Origin of the sequence: Nocardiopsis ganjiahuensis DSM 45031 (assembly GCF_000341085.1) — a bacterium.
Classification (GTDB): Bacteria; Actinomycetota; Actinomycetes; order Streptosporangiales; family Streptosporangiaceae; genus Nocardiopsis; species Nocardiopsis ganjiahuensis.
The window spans coordinates 732,342-751,982 of the sequence record NZ_ANBA01000009.1; the positions used below are offsets into that span (position 1 = coordinate 732,342).

General features: G+C 70.9%; 14 protein-coding genes and 1 pseudogene. 5 read left to right on the top strand and 10 right to left on the bottom strand.

Translation table 11 applies throughout. The annotated features are described in order from the left end of the window. Positions 1–60: 60 nt before the first annotated feature. From D458_RS0114340 to ppdK, 4 genes are all read right to left on the bottom strand, one after another. Positions 61–1,164 (bottom strand): LacI family DNA-binding transcriptional regulator, encoded by a 1,104-nt coding sequence (locus D458_RS0114340; protein ID WP_017587447.1) that lies wholly within the window; start codon positions 1,162–1,164, stop codon positions 61–63. Between the two features lie 122 nt (positions 1,165–1,286). Further along, on the bottom strand, positions 1,287–2,555 hold the full coding sequence (locus D458_RS0114345) for a deoxyguanosinetriphosphate triphosphohydrolase (RefSeq protein ID WP_017587448.1): 1,269 nt from the start codon (positions 2,553–2,555) through the stop codon (positions 1,287–1,289). 49 nt (positions 2,556–2,604) lie between these two features. Beyond that, on the bottom strand, positions 2,605–3,693 hold the full coding sequence (locus D458_RS0114350; RefSeq protein WP_017587449.1) for a YdcF family protein: 1,089 nt from the start codon (positions 3,691–3,693) through the stop codon (positions 2,605–2,607). Between the two features lie 370 nt (positions 3,694–4,063). After that, positions 4,064–6,757 (bottom strand): pyruvate, phosphate dikinase, encoded by a 2,694-nt coding sequence (ppdK, locus tag D458_RS0114355; protein WP_017587450.1) that lies wholly within the window; start codon positions 6,755–6,757, stop codon positions 4,064–4,066. Positions 6,758–7,188: 431 nt separating this feature from the next. On the opposite strand from ppdK, the gene trhA reads away from it, so the two are divergent. Next, positions 7,189–7,908 carry a PAQR family membrane homeostasis protein TrhA gene (trhA, locus tag D458_RS0114360; RefSeq protein WP_017587451.1) on the top strand — a complete coding sequence of 240 codons (720 nt, stop codon included), beginning with the start codon at positions 7,189–7,191 and terminating at the stop codon, positions 7,906–7,908. Between the two features lie 69 nt (positions 7,909–7,977). On the opposite strand, the gene D458_RS0114365 is transcribed toward trhA, so the two are convergent. The 6 genes from D458_RS0114365 to D458_RS0114390 all read right to left on the bottom strand — a co-directional run bounded on the left by D458_RS0114365 (position 7,978) and on the right by D458_RS0114390 (position 16,462). Then, positions 7,978–9,357: a permease prefix domain 1-containing protein gene (locus tag D458_RS0114365; protein ID WP_017587452.1), complete on the bottom strand. Its 1,380-nt coding sequence runs from the start codon at positions 9,355–9,357 to the stop codon at positions 7,978–7,980. Next, the gene (locus D458_RS0114370; RefSeq protein WP_017587453.1) at positions 9,357–9,734 is read right to left on the bottom strand and encodes a PadR family transcriptional regulator; all 378 of its coding nucleotides are present in this window, start codon (positions 9,732–9,734) and stop codon (positions 9,357–9,359) included. Before D458_RS0114370 ends, D458_RS0114365 begins: the two co-directional genes overlap by 1 nt. 374 nt (positions 9,735–10,108) lie before the next feature. Beyond that, the gene (locus D458_RS0114375) at positions 10,109–11,497 is read right to left on the bottom strand and encodes a glycine--tRNA ligase (RefSeq protein WP_193374615.1); all 1,389 of its coding nucleotides are present in this window, start codon (positions 11,495–11,497) and stop codon (positions 10,109–10,111) included. Between the two features lie 202 nt (positions 11,498–11,699). Next, on the bottom strand, positions 11,700–11,996 hold the full coding sequence (locus D458_RS0114380; RefSeq protein ID WP_017587455.1) for an antibiotic biosynthesis monooxygenase family protein: 297 nt from the start codon (positions 11,994–11,996) through the stop codon (positions 11,700–11,702). Positions 11,997–12,047: 51 nt separating this feature from the next. Continuing rightward, positions 12,048–12,509 (bottom strand): DUF6098 family protein, encoded by a 462-nt coding sequence (locus tag D458_RS0114385; protein WP_017587456.1) that lies wholly within the window; start codon positions 12,507–12,509, stop codon positions 12,048–12,050. 209 nt (positions 12,510–12,718) lie between these two features. Then, a complete protein-coding gene (locus tag D458_RS0114390) occupies positions 12,719–16,462 on the bottom strand; it encodes a CDP-glycerol glycerophosphotransferase family protein (protein WP_017587457.1) in 3,744 nt (1,247 codons plus the stop codon). A gap of 471 nt (positions 16,463–16,933) precedes the next feature. On the opposite strand from D458_RS0114390, the gene D458_RS0114395 reads away from it, so the two are divergent. The 4 genes and pseudogenes from D458_RS0114395 to D458_RS0114410 all read left to right on the top strand — a co-directional run bounded on the left by D458_RS0114395 (position 16,934) and on the right by D458_RS0114410 (position 19,522). Continuing rightward, complete coding sequence (locus tag D458_RS0114395) at positions 16,934–17,305, top strand: DUF6703 family protein (RefSeq protein ID WP_017587458.1); 372 nt, start codon at positions 16,934–16,936, stop codon at positions 17,303–17,305. Between the two features lie 82 nt (positions 17,306–17,387). Further along, positions 17,388–18,239 (top strand): metal ABC transporter ATP-binding protein, encoded by an 852-nt coding sequence (locus tag D458_RS0114400; RefSeq protein ID WP_017587459.1) that lies wholly within the window; start codon positions 17,388–17,390, stop codon positions 18,237–18,239. Further along, a pseudogene (locus D458_RS33510) lies at positions 18,232–19,133 on the top strand (metal ABC transporter permease). Before D458_RS0114400 ends, D458_RS33510 begins: the two are co-directional and overlap by 8 nt. Continuing rightward, positions 19,130–19,522 (top strand): Fur family transcriptional regulator, encoded by a 393-nt coding sequence (locus tag D458_RS0114410; protein WP_017587461.1) that lies wholly within the window; start codon positions 19,130–19,132, stop codon positions 19,520–19,522. Before D458_RS33510 ends, D458_RS0114410 begins: the two are co-directional and overlap by 4 nt. Positions 19,523–19,641 lie beyond the last annotated feature (119 nt).

A 19,641-nucleotide genomic window follows, 5' to 3' on the forward strand; every position in this document is an offset into this window, starting at 1 on the left:
GGCGGTTCCGGCGCCGAACGCGCCCCTGGTGGCAAGTTCACGGGGGTGAGGCCTCCTGGGTCACACCCGGGACGTCGGCGGTCGTTCCGCCTGACGAAGGCGGCGCACGGGCGGCGGGCCGGTGCTCTGCCGGACGAGGAGGCGGGTCGGCAGGAGCGGGGCGGCGCCGGCCCGGAGCCCCCGGTCCTCCGTCGTCGCGGAGCCGTTCTCCGCCTGCTCCCGCGCCCCGGCCAGGAGCAGGCGGACCGCTGCCCCGCCGAGTTCGGCGGGGTCGGCGCCGACCGTGGTCAGGGCCGGGCAGAGGTGAGCGGAATCGGGTCGCTCGCCGAACCCGGCGACGCTGACCTGGCCGGGAACGCACAGCCCGGACTCCGCGAGCGCCTGCAGCAGGCCGAGGGCGATGTGGTCGTCCGCGGCCAGCACCGCCGTGACCTCCTCCCCCGCGGCTCGGCGGTGCGCCAGCGCCAGGCCCGCGGCACGGCCTCCCCCGGGTCCGGGCTCGGTGACGGCCTCCGGTTCGGGCACGGGCGCCCCGGCCGCCCGGAGGGCCCGGCGCCACCCCTCGCTACGGGCCGCGTGGCTCGGGGTGCCCCCTGCCACGTGGTGCACGGTGCGGTGGCCCAGGTCGAGGAGGTGCCGGGTCAGCGTGTCGGCGGCGCCGCGGTGGTCGATCCCCACCGTCATGACGGCGGGGCCGAGCGAGGCGGTGCGGGCGGGGTCGCCGTCGACCACGACGGTCGCCGGTCCGTTGAGGGCGGCCAGCTCCGCCTCCTGGCCGGGGACCATGGCCACGCAGCCCTCCGGAGCGTGACCGAGCAGGCGTTCGGCGACGGTGTACAGGTCCCCGGGTGCGGCCCCGGCGAAAAGGAGCGTGCGGCCGGCGGCGCGCAGGGCGCGTTCGACCCCGACCAGGGCGCGGACGGTGTCCGGGTGGTCGGGGGCGGTGGTGAGGACGCCGACCAGCCCGGAGCGGCGGGTGACCAGGGCGCGAGCCGAGAAGTTGCGCCGGTAGCCGAGCTCGGCGACGGCGGCGCGCACGCGGGCCTCGGTCTCGGGGCGCACCCCGGGGTGGGCGTTGAGGACACGCGAGACGGTCTGGTGCGAGACCTCCGCGATCCGGGCGACGTCCGCCATCACCGGGATGCGGCCACCGTTCGCGGGCAAGGGAACCTCCGGGGCGGGACGACCATGTGACGTGCGCAACAGTGTTGGTGTCAACACGACGGACGTCAAGGGGTCCGCCGCCCGGACCTCCCCGGATCAGGGGCGTCGGCGGCGGCGCCCGCTCAGCGGAGGAGCTGGGCGTGCAGCGCGGTGGCGGAGGTGTCGGTGAGGGAGGCGACCTGGTCGACGACGGCGCGCAGGGCCGCTGCGTCGTCGGGGGCGTTCTCGAAGGCGGCGCGGAACTGGGGGTCCAGGGCCCCGGGCGCACCGAGCCGCAGGGCGCCGACCAGTTCGGTGATGGTGCGGCGTTCCTGGGCCTGGTAGATCCGGGCCTCCTCGCGGGACATCACGAAGTGCGCGGCCACCGCCTTGAGCAGGGCGCACTCCAGGAGGGCGCGACGCGGCAGGACGAGGTCGGCGCGGTAGCGGGTGAGGCGGCCGGGGCCGTGGGCGCGGCGGGTGGCGCGCTCGGCGGCCCGGCAGAACCGGCCGATGAGTTCGCTGGTGAGGTTCTTGAGCGCGGCGAGGGAGGCGAGGTCGCCGGTGAACTCGCTGGGCCAGACGGGTTCGGCGAGCAGCTCGGTGAAGACCTCGTCGAGTTCGGCCGGGTCGGCGTCGCAGTAGGAGGCGGCGGCGATACGGCAGACCTCGGCGCGCTGGCCGGGGTCGCGCAGGGCGGCCATGCTGACCAGTCCGGCGTGCAGGGCGTCCTCGACGTCGTGCACGGAGTAGGCGACGTCGTCGGCCCAGTCCATGACCTGCGCCTCGAAACAGGTCCGTCCGGCGGGTGCGCCCTCGCGCAGCCAGGCGAAGGCCTCGGTGTCGTCGGGGTAGCAGTTGAACTTGTGGGTGGGACCGCCCTCGCCCCGGCGCCACGGGTACTTGACGGTGGCGTCCAGGGTGGCCCGGGTGAGGTTGAGGCCCGCACTGCGGCCGTCGGAGTCGATGACCTTGCCCTCCAGGCGGATGAGCAGGCGCAGGCTCTGGGCGTTGCCCTCGAACCCCCCGCAGGCCGCGGCGGCCTCGTCCAGCGCGCGTTCGCCGTTGTGGCCGAAGGGCGGGTGGCCGAGGTCGTGGGACAGGCAGGCGGCCTCGACGAGGTCGGGGTCGCAGCCCAGCGCCTGGCCGAGTTCGCGGCCGATCTGGGCGCACTCCAGGGAGTGGGTGAGCCGGGTGCGCGGGAAGTCGCTCACCCCGGGCTGGACGACCTGGGTCTTGGCGGCGAGCCTGCGCAGGGCGGAGCTGTGCAGGACACGGGCGCGGTCCCGTTCGAAGGGGCCGCGGCGCCTGCTCTTGCGCGATTCCCGGGAGAGGCGCTCGGTGTCGTGCGCGGTGTAGCCGTACCCGCCGTCCTCGCCGTGCGCGGCGTGCTCGCTAGGGGTGGTGGTCATGGCCCCGAGCCTACTTCCCGGCAGTGACAGAACGCGTCATCGGCCCTGATCAGGCCGCGTTGACACGGATGTCGCTGCTGTCGTTGAAAATCCAGTAGTACCAGAGCGAGGCGGTTTCCCTCGTGATGTACCACAGCTGGGTCTTGCGTTCGATGACGGCGGGGCCGGAGCGCGAGGGCGAGGTGCCCGCCTCGATGCCGTGGTCGGCGGCCATGACCTTGGAGCGAAGGCTGTGCCAGGGGTCGGAGACGAGGATGGCGGTCTCCCACTCGTTCGTCTCGAACACCCCCTCGACGGCCTGGAAGCTCTGGAGGGTGTCGCTGCCCTCCTCCACCGCGATGACCTGGTCCGCGGGGACGCCCACCTCGACGAGCCAGTTCCGCCCGGCGGCGGCCTCGGTGAAGGCGTCGTCGGGCTGTTTTCCTCCGACGGTGACGATGTAGGGTGCCACGCCGTCCAGGTAGAGCACCTGGGCCTGGCGCAGGCGGGCCTCGAAGACGGGCGAGGGGACGCCGTTGTACTGGCTGGCGCCGAGGACGATGATGGCGTCGGAGGCGGTGCGGTCGTCCTGGCGTGCGGTGTACCAGACCATCCCCCAGGTGCCCGGGGGGATGGCCAGGGCGGTGAGCAGGACCAGCGCGATGATCCAGCGCAGGCGGAAGCGGCGGCGCTTGCGCCTGCTCCTGGTGGCTCCGGGCTCACGGGGAGGCGGCGTTCGGCGGCCGCGCCGGCGCCGTTCCCCGGCGCGCGGCTCCTCGGCCCGCTCGTCGAACCCCGGCTCGTCGAACCCCGGCTCCTCCACCTCGTCCCGGTGGAGGGGACGCTCGCCCCGGGTGCGCGGCAGCGGCCGGTCCCGGACGAACCTGCGGGTGAAGGCCGAGTCCTGGCCGTCGGGTGCGGAGCGGGTGAACTCACGCGTGTCGGCGGCGCCGTCGTCGCCGGGGAAGGCCTGGGTGAGACCGTCGTCGGACGGGGCCCGGGACCCCCTGGTGAACTCCCGGGTGGCCTCGGCGGTCGGGCCCGCGTCGGCGAACCCCTCACGGGAGAAGACCTGGGTGGCCTCGTTGTCAGCAGAGGCCGGAGTAGTGATGGGGTCCTCCCACGGCTCGTCGCCGCGACCGTCGCTGGCCGTTCGCACCGGCTCACCTCCGCTTTGTTGGGTTCGGGACGCGGTATCCCCAGTGGGACGCCCCCGGACCACCGCTGGTTCTCGCTCTCCCTGTCCCGGGGATTTCCCCGGCCGGGAAGGGACCATCGAAAAGGGAGGGGTCCGTGGACGTGGGACGAGCGGCTGGTCGTACCGGGGCTCAGCCTGTGGGGTGGCGGAATCGGGGTATGCGGGTGTGAGCCCGTACCGGCGATCCAGAATATATCACGAAAAGGTCACAGTCGACTTTCCGGTCGACCTCCTCCGTGGTGTCCGATTCTAGTCTCCCCGGCCCCCTGGAACGCCGGTGGCGGCACCCCTTTCCCAGGAGCACCGCCGTACCGGTTCGGTCGGCCCGGACCTACACCGCGCGCCCGGCGGCGCGGCCGGCCTCCAGGCGGGCGACGGGTACTCGGAAGGGCGAGCAGGACACGTAGTCCAGGCCCACCTTGTGGAAGAAGTGCACCGAGGCCGGGTCGCCGCCGTGCTCGCCGCACACGCCGAGCTTGATACCGGGGCGGGCGGCGCGGCCCTCCTCGACGGCGATACGGATCAGGCGGCCGACGCCGTCCACGTCCAGGGACTCGAACGGCGACACCCCGAACACACCCTTCTCCAGGTAGGCGGAGAAGAAGGAGGCCTCGACGTCGTCGCGGGAGAAGCCCCACACGGTCTGGGTGAGGTCGTTGGTACCGAAGGAGAAGAACTCGGCGTTCTCCGCGATCTGCCCGGCGGTGAGCGCCGCGCGCGGCAGCTCGATCATGGTGCCGACCGGGAAGTTCAGCTCCAGACCGTTCTCCTCACCCACCTCGCGCAGCACACGCAGTGCGTCGTCGCGGATGATCTCCAGCTCCTGGACGGTGCCGACCAGGGGGATCATGATCTCCGGGCGGGGTCGGCCGCCCTCCTTGATCCGGTCCACCGCGGCCTGGGCGATGGCGCGCACCTGCATGGTGAACAGGCCGGGGACGACCAGGCCCAGGCGCACGCCGCGCAGCCCCAGCATCGGGTTCTGCTCGTGGAGCTTGTGCACGGCCTGCAGGACGCGCAGGTCGTTCTCGTGGCTCTCGCCGCGGGCCTCGGCCACCGCCACCCGCACCGACAGCTCGGTGATGTCGGGCAGGAACTCGTGCAGCGGCGGGTCGAGCAGGCGGACGGTGACGGGCAGTCCGTCCATGGCGCCGAGGATGCCGTTGAAGTCGGCGCGCTGCAGGGGCAGCAGGGCGTCCAGGGACTCCTGCTGCTCGCCGGGGGTGTCGGCCAGAATGAGGCGTTCGACGAGCTGGCGGCGGTCGCCGAGGAACATGTGCTCGGTACGGCACAGGCCGATGCCCTGGGCGCCCATGCGGCGGGCGCGGGCGGCGTCCTCGGGGGTGTCGGCGTTGGCGCGCACGTACATGCGGCGGGCCGCGTCGACGTAGTGCATCATCCGGTCGACGGAGCGCACGAGGTCGTCGGCCTGGTCGGAGGCGGGGTCGATCTCGCCCTCGAAGTAGCGGACCACCGGGGAGTCCACGACCGGCACCTCACCCAGGTAGACCTGGCCGCTGGTGCCGTCGATGGAGATGATGTCGCCCTCCTCGACCACCTCGCCGCCCGGCGCCGTCAGGCGCCGGTTCTTGGTGTCGACGTCGAGCTCCTCGGCACCGCAGACGCAGGTCTTGCCCATACCGCGGGCGACGACGGCGGCGTGCGAGGTCTTTCCGCCGCGGCTGGTGAGGATGCCCTCGGCGGCGATCATGCCCTCGAGGTCGTCTGGGTTGGTCTCGCGGCGGCAGAGGATGACCTTCTCGCCGCTGCGGGACCACTTGACGGCGGTGTAGGAGTCGAAGACGGCCTTGCCTACGGCGGCGCCGGGTGAGGCGTTCATGCCGCGGCCCAGGCGGTGGACGCCGTCACCGGCGGCGGCGACGTCGTCGAAGCGCGGGAACATGAGCTGGGCGAGCTGGTCGCCGGTGACGCGCTGGACCGCCTCGTCGAGGCTGATCATGCCCTGGTCGACGAGCTGGTCGGCGATGCGGAAGGCGGCCGCGGCGGTGCGCTTGCCCACGCGGGTCTGGAGCATCCACAGTTTGCCGCGTTCGATCGTGAACTCGATGTCGCACAGGTCGCGGTAGTGGTTCTCGAGGGTGTCCATGATGCCCATGAGCTGCTCGTAGCTGCGGGCGTCGATCTTCTCCAGGTCGGCGAGGGGGACGGTGTTGCGGATGCCCGCCACCACGTCCTCGCCCTGGGCGTTCTGGAGGTAGTCGCCGTAGACGCCGGGCTGGCCGGAGGCGGGGTCGCGGGTGAAGGCGACGCCGGTGCCCGAGTCCATGCCGAGGTTGCCGAAGACCATGGAGCAGATGTTGACGGCGGTGCCGAGGTCGGCGGGGATGCGCTCCTGGCGGCGGTACAGGATCGCGCGGGGCGCGTTCCAGGAGTCGAAGACCGCCTTGACGGCGAGGGTCATCTGCTCGCGCGGGTCGGTCGGGAAAGGCCTGCCGGTCTGCTCGGCGACGATCTCCTTGAACCGGGCCACGAGCTGGCGGAAGTCGGCGGCGTCGAGGTCGAGGTCGTTGGTGACGCCCTTGGCGGCCTTGGCCTCGTCGATGGCCGACTCGAAGAGTTCGCCGTCGATGTCCTGGACGGTCTTGCCGAACATCTGGATGAGGCGGCGGTAGGAGTCCCAGGCGAAGCGCTCGTCGCCGCCCTGGGCGGCCAGGCCGACGACGGACTCGTCGTTGAGACCGATGTTGAGGACGGTCTCCATCATGCCGGGCATGGAGAACCTGGCGCCCGAGCGCACGCTCACCAGGAGCGGGTCCTCGGGCTGGCCGAGTCTGCGCCCCATGGACTTCTCGAGTTCCCCGAGGTTGGCCTCGATCTCGGCGTCCAGGCCCGCGGGCACGGCGCCGCTCTCCAGGTAGTGACGGCACGCCTCGGTGGTGATGGTGAAACCGGGGGGCACCGGGAGACCGATGTTGGTCATCTCGGCGAGGTTGGCCCCCTTGCCACCGAGCAGATCCTTCAGGTCCTTGTTGCCCTCGGTGAACTTGTAGACGTACTTGGTCACGGGGGTGCTCCCTCGTTCTCTCTCGGCGACGCGGCATCGGGTCGGCCCCTGTCTGGCGCGACTCTATCCACAGTCCGCAAAAGCGACCCTCCATGAACTACCGCTTTTCGGCATAGTGCCTGTTCAGAGGGCTTAATGAGGTCTATACCAATGGTTCAGTCAGAGCGCACGCACCCCACCAGCCGGGACAACGGCAGAGTGCCGCTGCGACGAACAACACTGCTGGTCAAAGGAGCTTGACCAGAGCCCGACAAGGGCAGACACAGGCCACCGCGGCCCGGAACCGGGAACACGACCAATCCCCCGCCGCACGCCCCCTTCGGGTGGGATTGTGCGGCGAGACACAGCATTACCAGCAGGTAACCTACGGCTCCGTAAGTTAGGCTTCGGAGTGTGGCCCGCCATCGAGCGGGGTCGCTGGACCAAAAGGGGTGCGAACGGTGTCGAAGGAGTGGGAGAAGGAGCGGGACGCAGGGGGAACGGGGGCCGCCGCGGCCGCCGGAGACCTGCTGGAGGCGGTCAAACCCCGGCTCCGCGGCTGGCTCCACCTGGGGACCGCCCCGCTCGCCCTGGCCGCGGGCATCGTCCTGGTGGCGCTCTCCCCCACCGTGCCCGCCATGATCGCCAGCGCGGTGTACGCCCTCAGCTCGGTGATGCTGTTCAGCACCTCGGCCGTCTACCACGTGGGCCGCTGGTCACCGCGTGCGCAGAAGGTCCTGCGCCGTATGGACCACTCGAACATCTACCTGATCATCGCGGGTACCTACACGCCGTGCATCATGCTCGTCCTGGACGGGACCCTGCGCACGGCCATGCTCGCCCTGGTCTGGGGCGGGGCGATCGCCGGGGTGGCGTTCAAACTCCTGTGGCTGGGCGCGCCGCGCTGGCTGTCCACCGCCCTGTACCTGGCCATCGGCTGGGTCGCGGTCCTGTTCATCCCGGACCTGGTCAACAACACCCACCCGGCCACCTGGATCCTCATCCTCGTGGGCGGCGTGCTCTACAGCGTCGGCGCCGTGGTCTACGGGCTCAAGAGGCCCGACCCCGCGCCGCGCTGGTTCGGCTTCCACGAGATCTTCCACTCCCTGACCATCGCGGCGTTCGTCTGCCACTACATCGCGGTCTCGTTCGTGGTCTACACGGCCTCCTGAACCGAACGCGCGGTGGCCGGGCCCGAGTCCGGGTCCGGCCACCGCGCGTTCCGGGCGCGACCGCCCGCGTCAGGCGAAGGCGAACAGCGGCGGGAACACCAGCACGACCACCGCTGCCCACACCGCGTAGACCGGCAGGTAGGCGGTCTGCCACCGCTCGACCTCAGCGAACGGCCTACTGCCCCGCACGAAGCCCCACAGCAGCCGCGCCGACCACACCAGGTGCACCAGCAGCACAAGGTTCAGGCCGAGCGCCGCCGTCTTGTTGGCGGTGAAACCGAACTCCGCGATCCGGGTCAGCATCGCCGTCAGCGCCACGGCGTTGACCGCGAGGGCGGTGCCCACCAGCGCGAGCTGGAGCCAGTCGAAGACACCGGGCGGGACCAGCGGGTCGCGGGCGGAGATCCAGTACAGCAGCAGGAACAGGACCAGCACCAGGACCGCGTCCATGATGATGAGCAGCTCGCGGTCGACCGTCGTGAGCGGGCCGTTCACCAGCATCGCCACCAGGTCGGCGATCAGCATCAGCAGCGCCAGCGGGGTGAAGACCTTCGTCAGCACGGGCGCTATGTTCTCCACCACGCTCTTCTTGGCCTCCACCAGCCACGCGGCCACCAGCAGCGCGCCGGGCCCGCCGAACGGCAGGAGCCAGGCCTCCATGACCGGCTCCAGGTCGACCCCGGCCAGGGAGAGCACCGACGCGGTGAGGCCCAGCAGGACCATCGAGCCCAGGATGATCAGCGCGAGGTACATCGCCAGCTCACCGGCGAACCGCACGTAGTCCATCCGCCGCTCGTGGGAGCGCCACCGCCCGCCCGCGTGCGGCACGCCGGCGAGCAGCCACAGCAGGACCGGCGCGTGAGTGAACGCGAGCACGGCGGTCATCCCGGGCACCGGGTACGGGCCGGGGGTCTGGACGAACGGGTAGAGGTTCACCGCCAGCGCCGGGATCGCCGCGAGAGCGGCCGTCACCGCGCACACCCGCCAGGGGGCGCGGTGCTTCCAGGCGAACCATCCGGCCAGGAACACGAGGACCACGAAGGGGATGTTGCGGAACAGCGCCATCTCGTCGTCGACCGCGGCGACGAGGATCTTGACCGCGACGCCCGCGGCGAGCGCGAACGCCAGCATCACCCCGAGTTCGCGCCAGCGCGAGGAGCCGGGTTCACCGTCGGATTCGGGGACCAGCACCAGCTGCTTCCACAAACGGTGGGAGTGCTCGCGCGCGAACTCGCGCGAGACCGCGTCCAGAGCGCCCATGCGCTTGACCGCGACCAGGAAGGCCTCCTCACCGTCGAGACCGCCCGACTCCAGGTCGGCGATCTGTTCGCGCAGGTGGTCCTCCATCTCCTCCACGTCCGAGGCCGAGATGGCCCGGCGCCGGCTCACGAAACCGCGCCACTGGTCGATCTGCTCCTCCAGGGTGTCCCCCTGCGCGGAGCCGCTCATCAGGCGAACCCCCCTGCCGGTTCGGCGCCGCCCGGCAGTCCGGGAGGCGCGGCGGCCTCCCACACCTGGCGGAGCGCCTCGGCGACGACCTGCCACTGCTCGCGCCGTTCGGCCAGTGCCTCCAGCCCCGCCTCCGTGATGGCGTAGTGCTTGCGGCGGCGGCCCGCGTCCGACCTGCCCCAGGACGCCTGGACCAGTCCGTTGCGCTCCAACCGGTGCAGCAGCGGGTAGAGCATGCCGTCCGTCCACCGCATCCGCCCGTCGGAGAGCTCGTTGACGCGTTTGACGATGGCGTAGCCGTAGGACTCGCCCTCGGCCAGGATCCCCAGGACCAGCGGGGTCGCCGACGCGGCGACCAGGTCCTTTTCTATGTGCATGCGCTTCCTCATACCTAGCTGTTCTAGGGGTGCAACCCTAGCAGCTCTAGGCATGGAGGAGCCCGACAGCTCCGGATTCCGGGATTGAGGCGTCACAATTCGCTTACACGGCAGGACAAGGGGGACGAAACCTCCATATCTCTCCTCAAGCCAGACGCTAGGTTGAGAACCGGTTCTTCGCTGTGTGCGGCGGGGAACCGAAGAGGCGGTCGGAAACCACATCCCCCCGGGTCCGGCCGTCTCTGCTGTCTCCGGCCTCCGGCGCCGGGCCCCGGTCCGGGGTGAGGCCGGGAAACGGAAAACGGCCGCCCCTCCCCCTACGGGGACGGACGGCCGCTCCTTGCGCTCTCGCTGCCCTCGGAAGGGCTTTTCGGCTAGCAGCCGGGGAGACGCTCCAGCAGGTACATCTCGACGCGGTCCAGGGACACGCGCTCCTGCGACATGGTGTCGCGCTCGCGCACGGTCACCGCGTTGTCGTCGAGGGTGTCGAAGTCCACCGTCACGCAGAACGGGGTGCCGATCTCGTCCTGGCGGCGGTAGCGGCGGCCGATCGCGCCGGCGTCGTCGAACTCCACGTTCCAGCGCTTGCGCAGCAGGGCGGCGAGGTCACGGGCCTTGGGCGAGAGGTCGGCGTTGCGCGACAGCGGCAGGACGGCGGCCTTGACCGGGGACAGGCGCGGGTCCAGGCGCATCACGGCGCGCTTCTCCAGCTTGCCCTTGGCGTTGGGTGCCTCGTCGACGTTGTACGCGTCGAGCATGAACGTGAGCACCGCCCGGTCGACACCGGCCGCGGGCTCGATGACGTAGGGGATGTAGCGCTCGTTGTTCTCCTGGTCGAAGTAGGACAGGTCGACACCGGAGGCCTCGGCGTGCGTCTTGAGGTCGTAGTCGGTGCGGTTGGCGATGCCCTCGAGCTCACCCCACTCGCTGCCCTGGAAGCCGAAGCGGTACTCCAGGTCCACGGTCCGCTTGGAGTAGTGGGACAGCTTCTCCTGCGGGTGCTCGTACAGGCGCAGGTTGTCCTTGGCGATGCCCAGGTCCAGGTACCACTGGTGGCGCTGGTCGATCCAGTACTGGTGCCATTCCTCGTCACTGCCCGGCTTGACGAAGAACTCCATCTCCATCTGCTCGAACTCGCGGGTCCGGAAGATGAAGTTGCCGGGGGTGATCTCGTTGCGGAACGACTTGCCGATCTGGCCGATGCCGAAGGGGACCTTGCGGCGGGCGCTCTGCTCGACGTTCTTGTAGTTGATGAAGATGCCCTGCGCGGTCTCCGGGCGCAGGTAGGCGAGGCCCTTCTCGTCCTGGACCGGGCCCAGGTAGGTGCGCAGGAGGCCGTTGAACATGCGCGGCTCGGTGAAGGAGGCCTTGGCGCCGCAGTTGGGGCAGGCGATGGCGGCCAGGCCCTCCTCGGGCTCGCGGCCGTGCTTCTCCTCGTAGGCCTCGATCAGGTGGTCCGCGCGGAAGCGCTTGTGGCAGGACTGGCACTCGGTGAGCGGGTCGACGAAGGCCGTCACGTGGCCGGAGGCCTCCCAGACCTCACGGGCCAGGATCACGCTGGAGTCCAGGCCGACGATGTCGTCGCGCTCCTGCACCATCGAACGCCACCACTGGCGCTTGACGTTGTTCTTCAACTCCACGCCAAGGGGGCCGTAGTCCCAGGCGGCGCGCAGACCTCCGTAGATCTCACTGGAGGGGTAGACCAGACCTCGGCGCTTGGCGAGGTTGACCAGTGCGTCCATTGCCTCTGACTTGGCGGCCATGGGGTGACTCTCCATCCGGCTGGCGGTCGGTGGATCGCTGTTCGCGATACATCGTCGGTTCTGTGGGGAAGCGGTCCACACGCGGAGCCACGGGTGTGGCGCACCGGGCGACCGCTTCCCACCAGGCTAGAGCAAACGACAAGCGGGCGCGCACTCTTTGCGCGGCGGGGGTCCCGCCGGTACGCGGGGGTCGGGGCGGGGCTCAGGAGGGCGCGTCACCGCTGGTGAGGATCTCGAACGCGGTGGGCTCGTCGATGGCCCGGGAGAGCAGCGGGACGGCCTGGACCTTGACGTCGAAGTTCGACAGGGCCCTCCGGTAGAACCCCGCGCCCTCCCATTCGGTGACCACGGTCCACAGGGTGGGGTCGTCGGCGGCGCGTCCGATGCGGTGGCTGCGGAAGCCCGGGCGTTGGGCCAGGACCGCCACTGCGGCGTCGGCGTCGGTTCGGAAGGCCTCGGTGTCGGCCTCGGGCACGGAGTATCGGGTGATGACGATCACCCGCCCATTGTGGCGCAGACAACGGGACGTCCGACGTCCGGGGACGCGGACTCACTCGTCGGTCGGCCCACGGCCCTTCGCGAAACGGCTCTGATACCTGACCTGTGCCTCTTCCATCACCGAGTCGGCGAGGTAGGCGACCGGACGCACCCCGACCAGGAGCGGTTCGTGGTCGGGCCCGTGTGCGACGGTGCGGCCTCGCAGCACCCAGCCGAAACGGCTCGTGTCCTCCTCCGCGAGGGGCGCGTACTTACGGACCTGGCGGGCGAGCCAGTCCTCCAGCGGACGGGTCCACCACGCTTCCGGAGTGAGGACGCTGACCGAGAGCCCGGGGAGCTCGAGCCCGCTCTCGTAGTCCTTGCTCACCGATTCGCTGTCCTTCTCGGGCCCCTCCGAATAACGAAGGTAGAGGCGGTCGCCGCCGGTCACGAGGTCCGCGAGCTCGGCCAGCCCGGTGACGGTCGGTATCGACGGGCGGTCCCCGCTGGGACCGCCTCGGGAAGATGTGTCCATTGGACCTCGTCTACCCCGTCCTCGGACGACGAAGCACCGGGGCGCCGGTGCCGGTCCGAGCTGTCGACCGGAGCGTCGGCCACGGCCGCCTCCGCGCAGCGGGGTGTACGCCCCGCCCGGCCAGCCCGAGCCGGCGTGTGGATACGCCCGTTCGAACCCGAAGGGGTCCTGCCCCAGAGCACGAACGGGCGCCCACGGCGCGAACGACCCTAGCCCTTGCCGAAGACGCGGTCCACGACCCTCTCGGAGGCGTGGCCGTCGTCCAGGGGGCAGAACTGGTCCACGAAGGACCGGTACGACGCGCTGCTCCTCGCCGCGACCTCGTCGATGTCCAGCAGGGCACCGATGACGTCGTCCGAGCGGGTGAGCAGCGGACCGGGCGCGGTCTCCTCGAAGTCGAAGTAGAACCCGCGCAGGTTGTCCCGGTAGCTCTCCAGGTCGTAGGTGAAGAAGAGCATCGGACGGCCCGTGTTGGCGAAGTCGAACATCATCGACGAGTAGTCCGTGATCAGCACGTCGGTGATCAGGAAGAGCTCCTGGATCTCCGGGTACAGGGACACGTCGTGGACGAAGTCCTTCCCCACGATCGGCACGCTGTCCACCACGCGCGGGTGGCGGCGCACCAGCAGCACGTGGTCGTCGCCGAGCTTCTCGTACATCCGGCGCAGGTCCAGGTGCAGGTCCAGCTTGTGCTTGCCGCGCGTGTAGTACTTGTCGTCACGCCAGGTGGGCGCGTACAGCACCACCTTCTTGCCCTCGGGCAGGCCGAGCCGGCGCCGGGTGCGTTCGGCGACCGCTTCCCGGTCCGCGGAGAAGAAGATGTCGTTGCGCGGGTAGCCGGTCTCCAGGATCTCGCCCTCGAAGCGGAAGGCACTGCGCAGGATCGGGGTCGCCCAGGGGCTCGGCGAGACCAGGTAGTCCCACTGCCGGGTCTCCCACGCGAGCTTGTCGAAGTAGTCGCGCGACTTGCCGCGGATGTTCTCCACGTCGAAGCCGATCCGCTTGAGCATCGACCCGTGCCAGGTCTGCACGACCACCTGGTCCGGGTGGCGGTGGAACCACGCGGGCTGGCGGGAGTTGGTGACCAGGTACCGGCTGCGGGCCAGCTCCCGGTAGTACTCCTCACCCTTGTGCCGGACCGGGGTGAGGTCTTCGGGCAGGCGGACCTGCCCGTCGGCCACCAGCCACGACATGGGGTAGTCGGCCCACTCCCCGCGCCCCCGCAGCTCCGCGTAGACGCTCTGCGGGCTGTCCGAGTACTGGCGCCCGGTGTAGGTGTCGAAGAGGATGCCCTCGGTGATCGGCTTCTCCCGCTGGAGCGGGTAGAAGGTCTCCCGGAGCTCGCGCTGGGCGAAGGCGCCTCGCTCGGCGGGACGCAGGTCGGTGCCGACCTGGATCACCGGGATACCGCGGCCCTGGTAGGAGAGCGTGTAGGCACGCTCGGGACTCTCGGTCTCCAGCGGCATCCGGTGGATGAGGGAGTCGTCGAACTCCACGCCCACGTCCACACCGGCCGTCTCGGCCGCGCCCCCGGCCTTCTCGGCCGTGCCCCTGGCCGGTTCCTCCCCGGTCTCCTCGCTGACCCGGCCCCACAGCTGGTAGGAACCGGTGGGCAGGGAGAGCTCCCCGGACAGGGTGTCGATACGCGAGGGGTCGAACCGGGCCGTGAAGCGGTTTCCGGAGCGCTCCACGGTGAGCCTGTGCTCCTCGTCGCGGCCACGTGCCTTGGCCACGACACCGAGGTCGACCCCGGACGGGAAGACCCCTTCGAGGACGAGGACGCGCTCCTGCCACTCGGCACGGTCGACCACGGGGCGGGCCCGGCCCGCGCGCAGCTTGAGGTGGCCGCTGGACGTGCGCTGGACGGCCAGCTGCTGCTGGGCGCCCTCGGAGTCGTAGGCGGTGGTGAGGACCTCGTCGGGCAGGACCAGGGGCACAGTGCGCTGGTCGTCGGTGACCAGGTACGCGTCCCACTCCTCCTGGCGGATCACGCCGCCGCACTCGCTGAGGCTGCGGTCGAAGAGCTCCTCGCCCCGTACCCGGACGTCGAAGCGGCCGCCCTGGATGCTCACCGGGTAGCTGAGCCGTGCCGTACCCGGACGCCGGACCAGCCTGAGCTCGGTGGCCTCGGCCGCGGGCGCGGACAGCAGTTCGCCGTTCAGGGAGAGCTCGGCCGTGCGAGCGCAGAAGTGGTGCTCGGTGACCCGGGCGCGCGCCGGTTCGACGGCGATGACCAGGTGCCGGTCCCTGTTCCAGTGCGGCCGGACCCACACGTCGCCGCCGACGCTCTGGTAGCCGGGGCGCTCGGGCGGGCCGGGCACCGGGCTGGAGACGATGCGGCGCCGCACCAGGCTGCGGTTGAACACCACGAGCTCGATCTTCCACTCCCCGGGCTCCCAGCTGCCGGAGGTGCGCAGGCGGCGGGGGTCGACGACGACGGTGAAGCCGCCATAGTCGTGCCGGGCGGAGTCGGGCAGGTCGGGCAGCCGGTACTCGGCGGCCAGCCGGGTCCGCACCGGCACGCGGACGCGGCGCTTGGTGGCGGTGTTGACCACGAAGGCGACGATGTGCTGCTGCCAGCGCTTGCGGGCCCGCAGGTTGCGGATGCCGATCCGGCCGCTGACGTGCAGCCGGCCGTCCTCCCAGTGGATGTCCTCGGTCTTCTGCCGGACCTTGATCTCGTCTTCGAGGCGGTAGATCTCCTTGGGCACGGCCTTGGCCGGGTCCTTGGACTCGAAGAAGGGGTAGCGGATGTAGTAGCCGAGCCCCTGCCTGAGGACCGTGGCCTTCTTGATCTCGACGCTCTTGGCGAAGGTCACGACCTCCAGCACGTCGGCGAGGCGCCGCTTGCGCACCAGGTGGTACAGCAGCCGGTCCAGTACGGAGAGGCCGCGCAGGAGGCTGTCCGGGACCTCGTCGAGGTAGCCGTTGAACAGGTCGAGGACGGTCTCCCGGACTCCCTCGTCCGCGTCGTCGATCCGCAGGAGCAGCCGGTGGAGCTCCCCCTGGAGGCGGACGCGGTCCCACAGTTCCCGGTCCGCGCTGGTGAGCGTGTCGGAGAGGGCGCGCATGGCGGTGACGCGCCGGGTGAGGACGCCGCTGTCCAGGGGGACCCCGGCGCGCTCGCGTTCGCGCATCAGCAGGACCGGGGCGGGCAGGACGTCCACGGCCTGGGCGAGCAGGGTCGCGCGGCCGACGCCGAGGTCGGCGTCCTCCGGGTCGAGGGCGTAGTCGGGCAGGGAGTTCCAGAACTCCTTGCGCCAGAGCCGGTTGCCCAGTGTGGAGTCCGCGATCAGCCCGGGGACGGCACGGGGGTCCTCCGCCAACCGCAGGCGGGAGAACTTCTTGTGCGCCTTGGAGGGTGCGGCGCCCAGTTCGTTGAACTGGTACACGTTGCCGACGACCAGGTCGGAGCGGGTGTCCGCGGCGCTGCGGGCCAGGTAGGCCACGGCGTACGCGGTGAGCGCGTCGGAGCCGGTGAGGAAGAGCAGGTGGCTGCCGGCGGCCGCGGCCCCGCCGCGGGAACGCGCCTCGGGGTGGTTCGGGGCCGGCTCCCCCGGCAGGAGGGTGACGCGCAGCCCCGCGGGCGGTGTCCGCGTGAAGGCCTCGGCCGTGGCCAGTCCGTCCTCGCGAGCGGACTCGACGGCCTCGTCGCCCTGGTCGTTCTCCTCGGGGCGGGACTCGTCGGAACCGTGGTCCGAGTCGGGGTCGGCCCCCTCCTCGTCTCCGTTCGTGTCCTGGTCGGCGGCCCCGGACTCGGCCGGTACCTGCTTCGGGCCGCCGTTGACGGCACGGACCGGGACGAGCACGACCTCGATGTCCGTGCGTACGGCGCCGTCCGGCGCCACTGCCCCGGCCTGGCTCTCGTCACGTTGACGGGCCAGGGAGTCGAGGCAGTTCTGCAAGTGTGGTTCGGTGACGTCGAACGTCACGATGACTGTGGGTTCGGGCACGGAAGTTGACACCCTCCGAAGGGTTCGTCGATTGCACGACGTGCGGGCACCGTGGTGCGGACGGTCCGCGTTTATCAGTCGGCCGGTAACTGCGTGTGGATGGACTTGAACCCATCGTGCACTAAGTCTCGGGCAGCCGAGAACCGGGGGGAGGGGCCGCGTGGACCGGGCACGACCGCGCCCGACCCCGCGTTGGAGCCCTGCACTAGGGTCCGATACAGAATTTTGGTTTCCTCCCAGTGACCGTAGCCAAGGGATGTCCAACCCGAACCTGATCGGTCGGCGCCTCACGTCTCGCGACGGCGGCTGGTTCCTGCTTCACTGACATGGCGACCCAGAGGTCTCCGCAGGCTGACACGGATCACCCATCCGCACGCGTCCGCTTGGTTGTCGCGGACTTCTGAGAATGTACCAGGACACGAACCTCACCCCACGGCTGATGTCGGGACACAGGAAGAGGAACAGGCGGCCATGGCCTCTCCCGAGCACGAGGACGAACGGCGGCGATCCGCCCCAGGACGCCCCCTCCCCCAGGGCGACTCCCTGTTCACTCCGGGGGCGGGGCGATTGCGGCGTGAGGTGGAGCGGCGCAGCGCGGTGCCGCTGGTGTGGCTGCACCAGCGGCCGCGGTGGCTCCCCCCGCTGGTGCTGGGCGCGCTGTTCATCGCGGGACTGATGGCGCCCGGTGTGCTGGGAGCGCTGTGCCTGCTCCTGGTGGCGGTGTTCTTCCTCTGGCTGGCCTTCCTGACCTGGCCCTCGCTGAACCGGCAGCAGCGGGCGCCCCGGGTTCTGATGATGCTGGTGGTCCTGGTGTTGGCGGTGGCGAGGATGCTCGGTTTCTGAGGACCCGCGCACGTCCGCTCCCGAAATGCGGGCCACCCTGGGTAATTTTGACAATCATTTTCGTTTTCGCCATAATGAAGCAGTGTCTGCCCAGTTCACGGGGGACGGGGCCCAGAGCCCCGGAACCCCGCCCGCCTTCCAGGCCATCGACGCGTACGCCGCCTACGACGGCGTCACCGTGCTCAACGGCGTCAGCATCGACATACCCGTGGGTCAGACCATGGCCGTTCTCGGGCCCAACGGCTCGGGCAAGTCCACCCTGATGCGCGCGATGCTCGGCATCGTCCCTCTGGCCTCGGGCGAGATCCGCGTCCACGGCACGCCCCTGCGCCGGTTCCGGGACTGGAAGCGGATGGGCTACGTACCCCAGCGGCTCACCGCCGGCGGTGCCGTGCCCGCCACCGTGCGCGAGATCGTCGCCTCCGGGCAGGTCGCCCGGCGCCGCCGCCTCTCCTGGCCCACCAGGGACGACCGGGCCGCCGTCGACGAGGCACTCGCCGCCGTGGACCTGTCCGACCGGGCCGGTGACGCCGTGCGCGAGCTCTCCGGCGGCCAGCAGCAGCGGGTGCTGATCGCCCGCGCGCTCGCCGGCCGGCCCGACACCTTCGTGATGGACGAGCCCATGGCCGGGGTGGACGCGGAGAACCAGCGCGCCCTGGCCAAGGCCATCGCCCGCCTGCGCGACCAGGGCAGCACCGTGGTCCTGGTACTGCACGAGCTGGGCCCCCTGGAGGAGGTCATCGAACGCGCGGTGGTGCTGGAGCACGGCCGTGTCGTGCACGACGGCGAGGCGCCCGAGGCCACCGGGGAGTGCGCGCGGCCCGGGCACGAGCACCAGCACCCCCACCCCGACCCCAACGATCCCGACCCGAACTCCGCTGACACCAGCACGCCCGCGGAGATGATCCGTCTCGAGGTGCCCCGTCGTGACTGAGCTGCTCCAGTACGAGTTCATGCGGCGCGCACTGATCGCCGCGGTGCTGGTCGGCCTGGTCACCCCGATCATCGGCACCTTCCTGGTCCAGCGCCGACTCGCCCTGCTGGGCGACGGCATCGGCCACATCGCCCTCACCGGTGTGGCCCTGGGCCTGCTCACGGGCACCTCACCGGTGCTGACCGCCGCCGTCGTGGCCACTCTGGGCGCCATCCTCATGGAGCTGGTCCGGGTGCGTACGCGCACCAGCGGCGACGTGGCGCTGGCCCTGCTGTTCTACGGCGGTATCGCGGGCGGCGTGCTGCTCATCGGGCTGACTCCGGGGGCGAGCAACGCCACCCTGACCTCCTTCCTGTTCGGCTCGGTGAGCACCGTCGGCGAGCAGGACATCTGGATCGTGGGCGCGTTGGCGGTCGGTGTGGTCGCGGTTCTGGCGGTGTTCGGCCGCGAACTGTTCGTCCTGTGCCAGGACGAGGACGTGGCCAGGGCGCACGGACTCCCGGTCCGCTTCCTGAGCATCCTGCTGGCGGTCACCGCCGCGTTGACCGTGGTGATCGCGATGCGGGTGGTCGGCGTGCTGATGGTGAGCGCCCTCATGATCGTTCCGGTGGCCGCCGCCCAGCAGCTGAGCCGCAGCTTCCGGGTGACGATGGGGCTGGCGATCCTGATCGGGCTGAGCTCCTCGCTCGGCGGGCTGACCACGGCCTTCTACTCCGACCTCGCGCCGGGAGCCACCATCGTGTTGCTGGCCCTGGCGCTCTTCTGCCTCGCCGTGCTCCTCGGCGGGGTCCTGCGCCGCGTGACCAAGCGGCGGGCACCGGCCCCCTCCATCCCGTGGCGGAGGGTCCGGCGGATACGATGCCCCAGACCGATGGGGGGAGGGTGACACCATGAGTACAAGACGCGAGGCCGTTCGCCAGGCACTGACCGAGTCCTCCGGTTTCCGCAGCGCGCAGGACCTTTACGCGGACCTGCGGGCCGACGGATCGAAGATCGGCCTGACCACGGTGTACCGGGCTCTCCAGGCCCTGTGCGACTCCGGCGAGGTCGACGTGCTGCGCACCGACGACGGCGAGGCCGTCTACCGTGCGTGCGACACCGAGAGCCACCATCACCACCTGGTGTGCCGTAGCTGCTCCGTCGCGGTGGAGATCGAGGGTCCCACCGTGGAGAAGTGGGCCGCCGAGGTGGGCGCCAAGCACGGCTTCAGCGGGGTGACCCACACCGTCGAGGTGTTCGGCACCTGCGGCAACTGCTCCCTGCGTGCCGCACAGCAGGTCTGACCGAGACAGGACGAGGGCCCCGCGCATCCGCGCGGGGCCCTCGTCGTACGTGTGGGTGTGCGGACCGGGGCCCGTGGGAGGGGACCGCGTGCGGACGCCGGGCGGAGTCGGGTCCCGGC

Excerpts from the sequence above, each read along its gene's own strand:
- D458_RS0114370 (WP_017587453.1), bottom strand. The coding sequence starts at position 9,734 with ATGCACATAGAAAAGGACCTGGTCGCCGCGTCGGCGACCCCGCTGGTC.
- D458_RS0114395 (WP_017587458.1), top strand. The coding sequence starts at position 16,934 with ATGGCCTCTCCCGAGCACGAGGACGAACGGCGGCGATCCGCCCCAGGA.
- D458_RS0114365 (WP_017587452.1), bottom strand. The coding sequence starts at position 9,357 with ATGAGCGGCTCCGCGCAGGGGGACACCCTGGAGGAGCAGATCGACCAG.
- D458_RS0114375 (WP_193374615.1), bottom strand. The coding sequence starts at position 11,497 with ATGGCCGCCAAGTCAGAGGCAATGGACGCACTGGTCAACCTCGCCAAG.
- D458_RS0114345 (WP_017587448.1), bottom strand. The coding sequence starts at position 2,555 with ATGACCACCACCCCTAGCGAGCACGCCGCGCACGGCGAGGACGGCGGG.
- D458_RS0114410 (WP_017587461.1), top strand. The coding sequence starts at position 19,130 with ATGAGTACAAGACGCGAGGCCGTTCGCCAGGCACTGACCGAGTCCTCC.
- D458_RS0114385 (WP_017587456.1), bottom strand. The coding sequence starts at position 12,509 with ATGGACACATCTTCCCGAGGCGGTCCCAGCGGGGACCGCCCGTCGATA.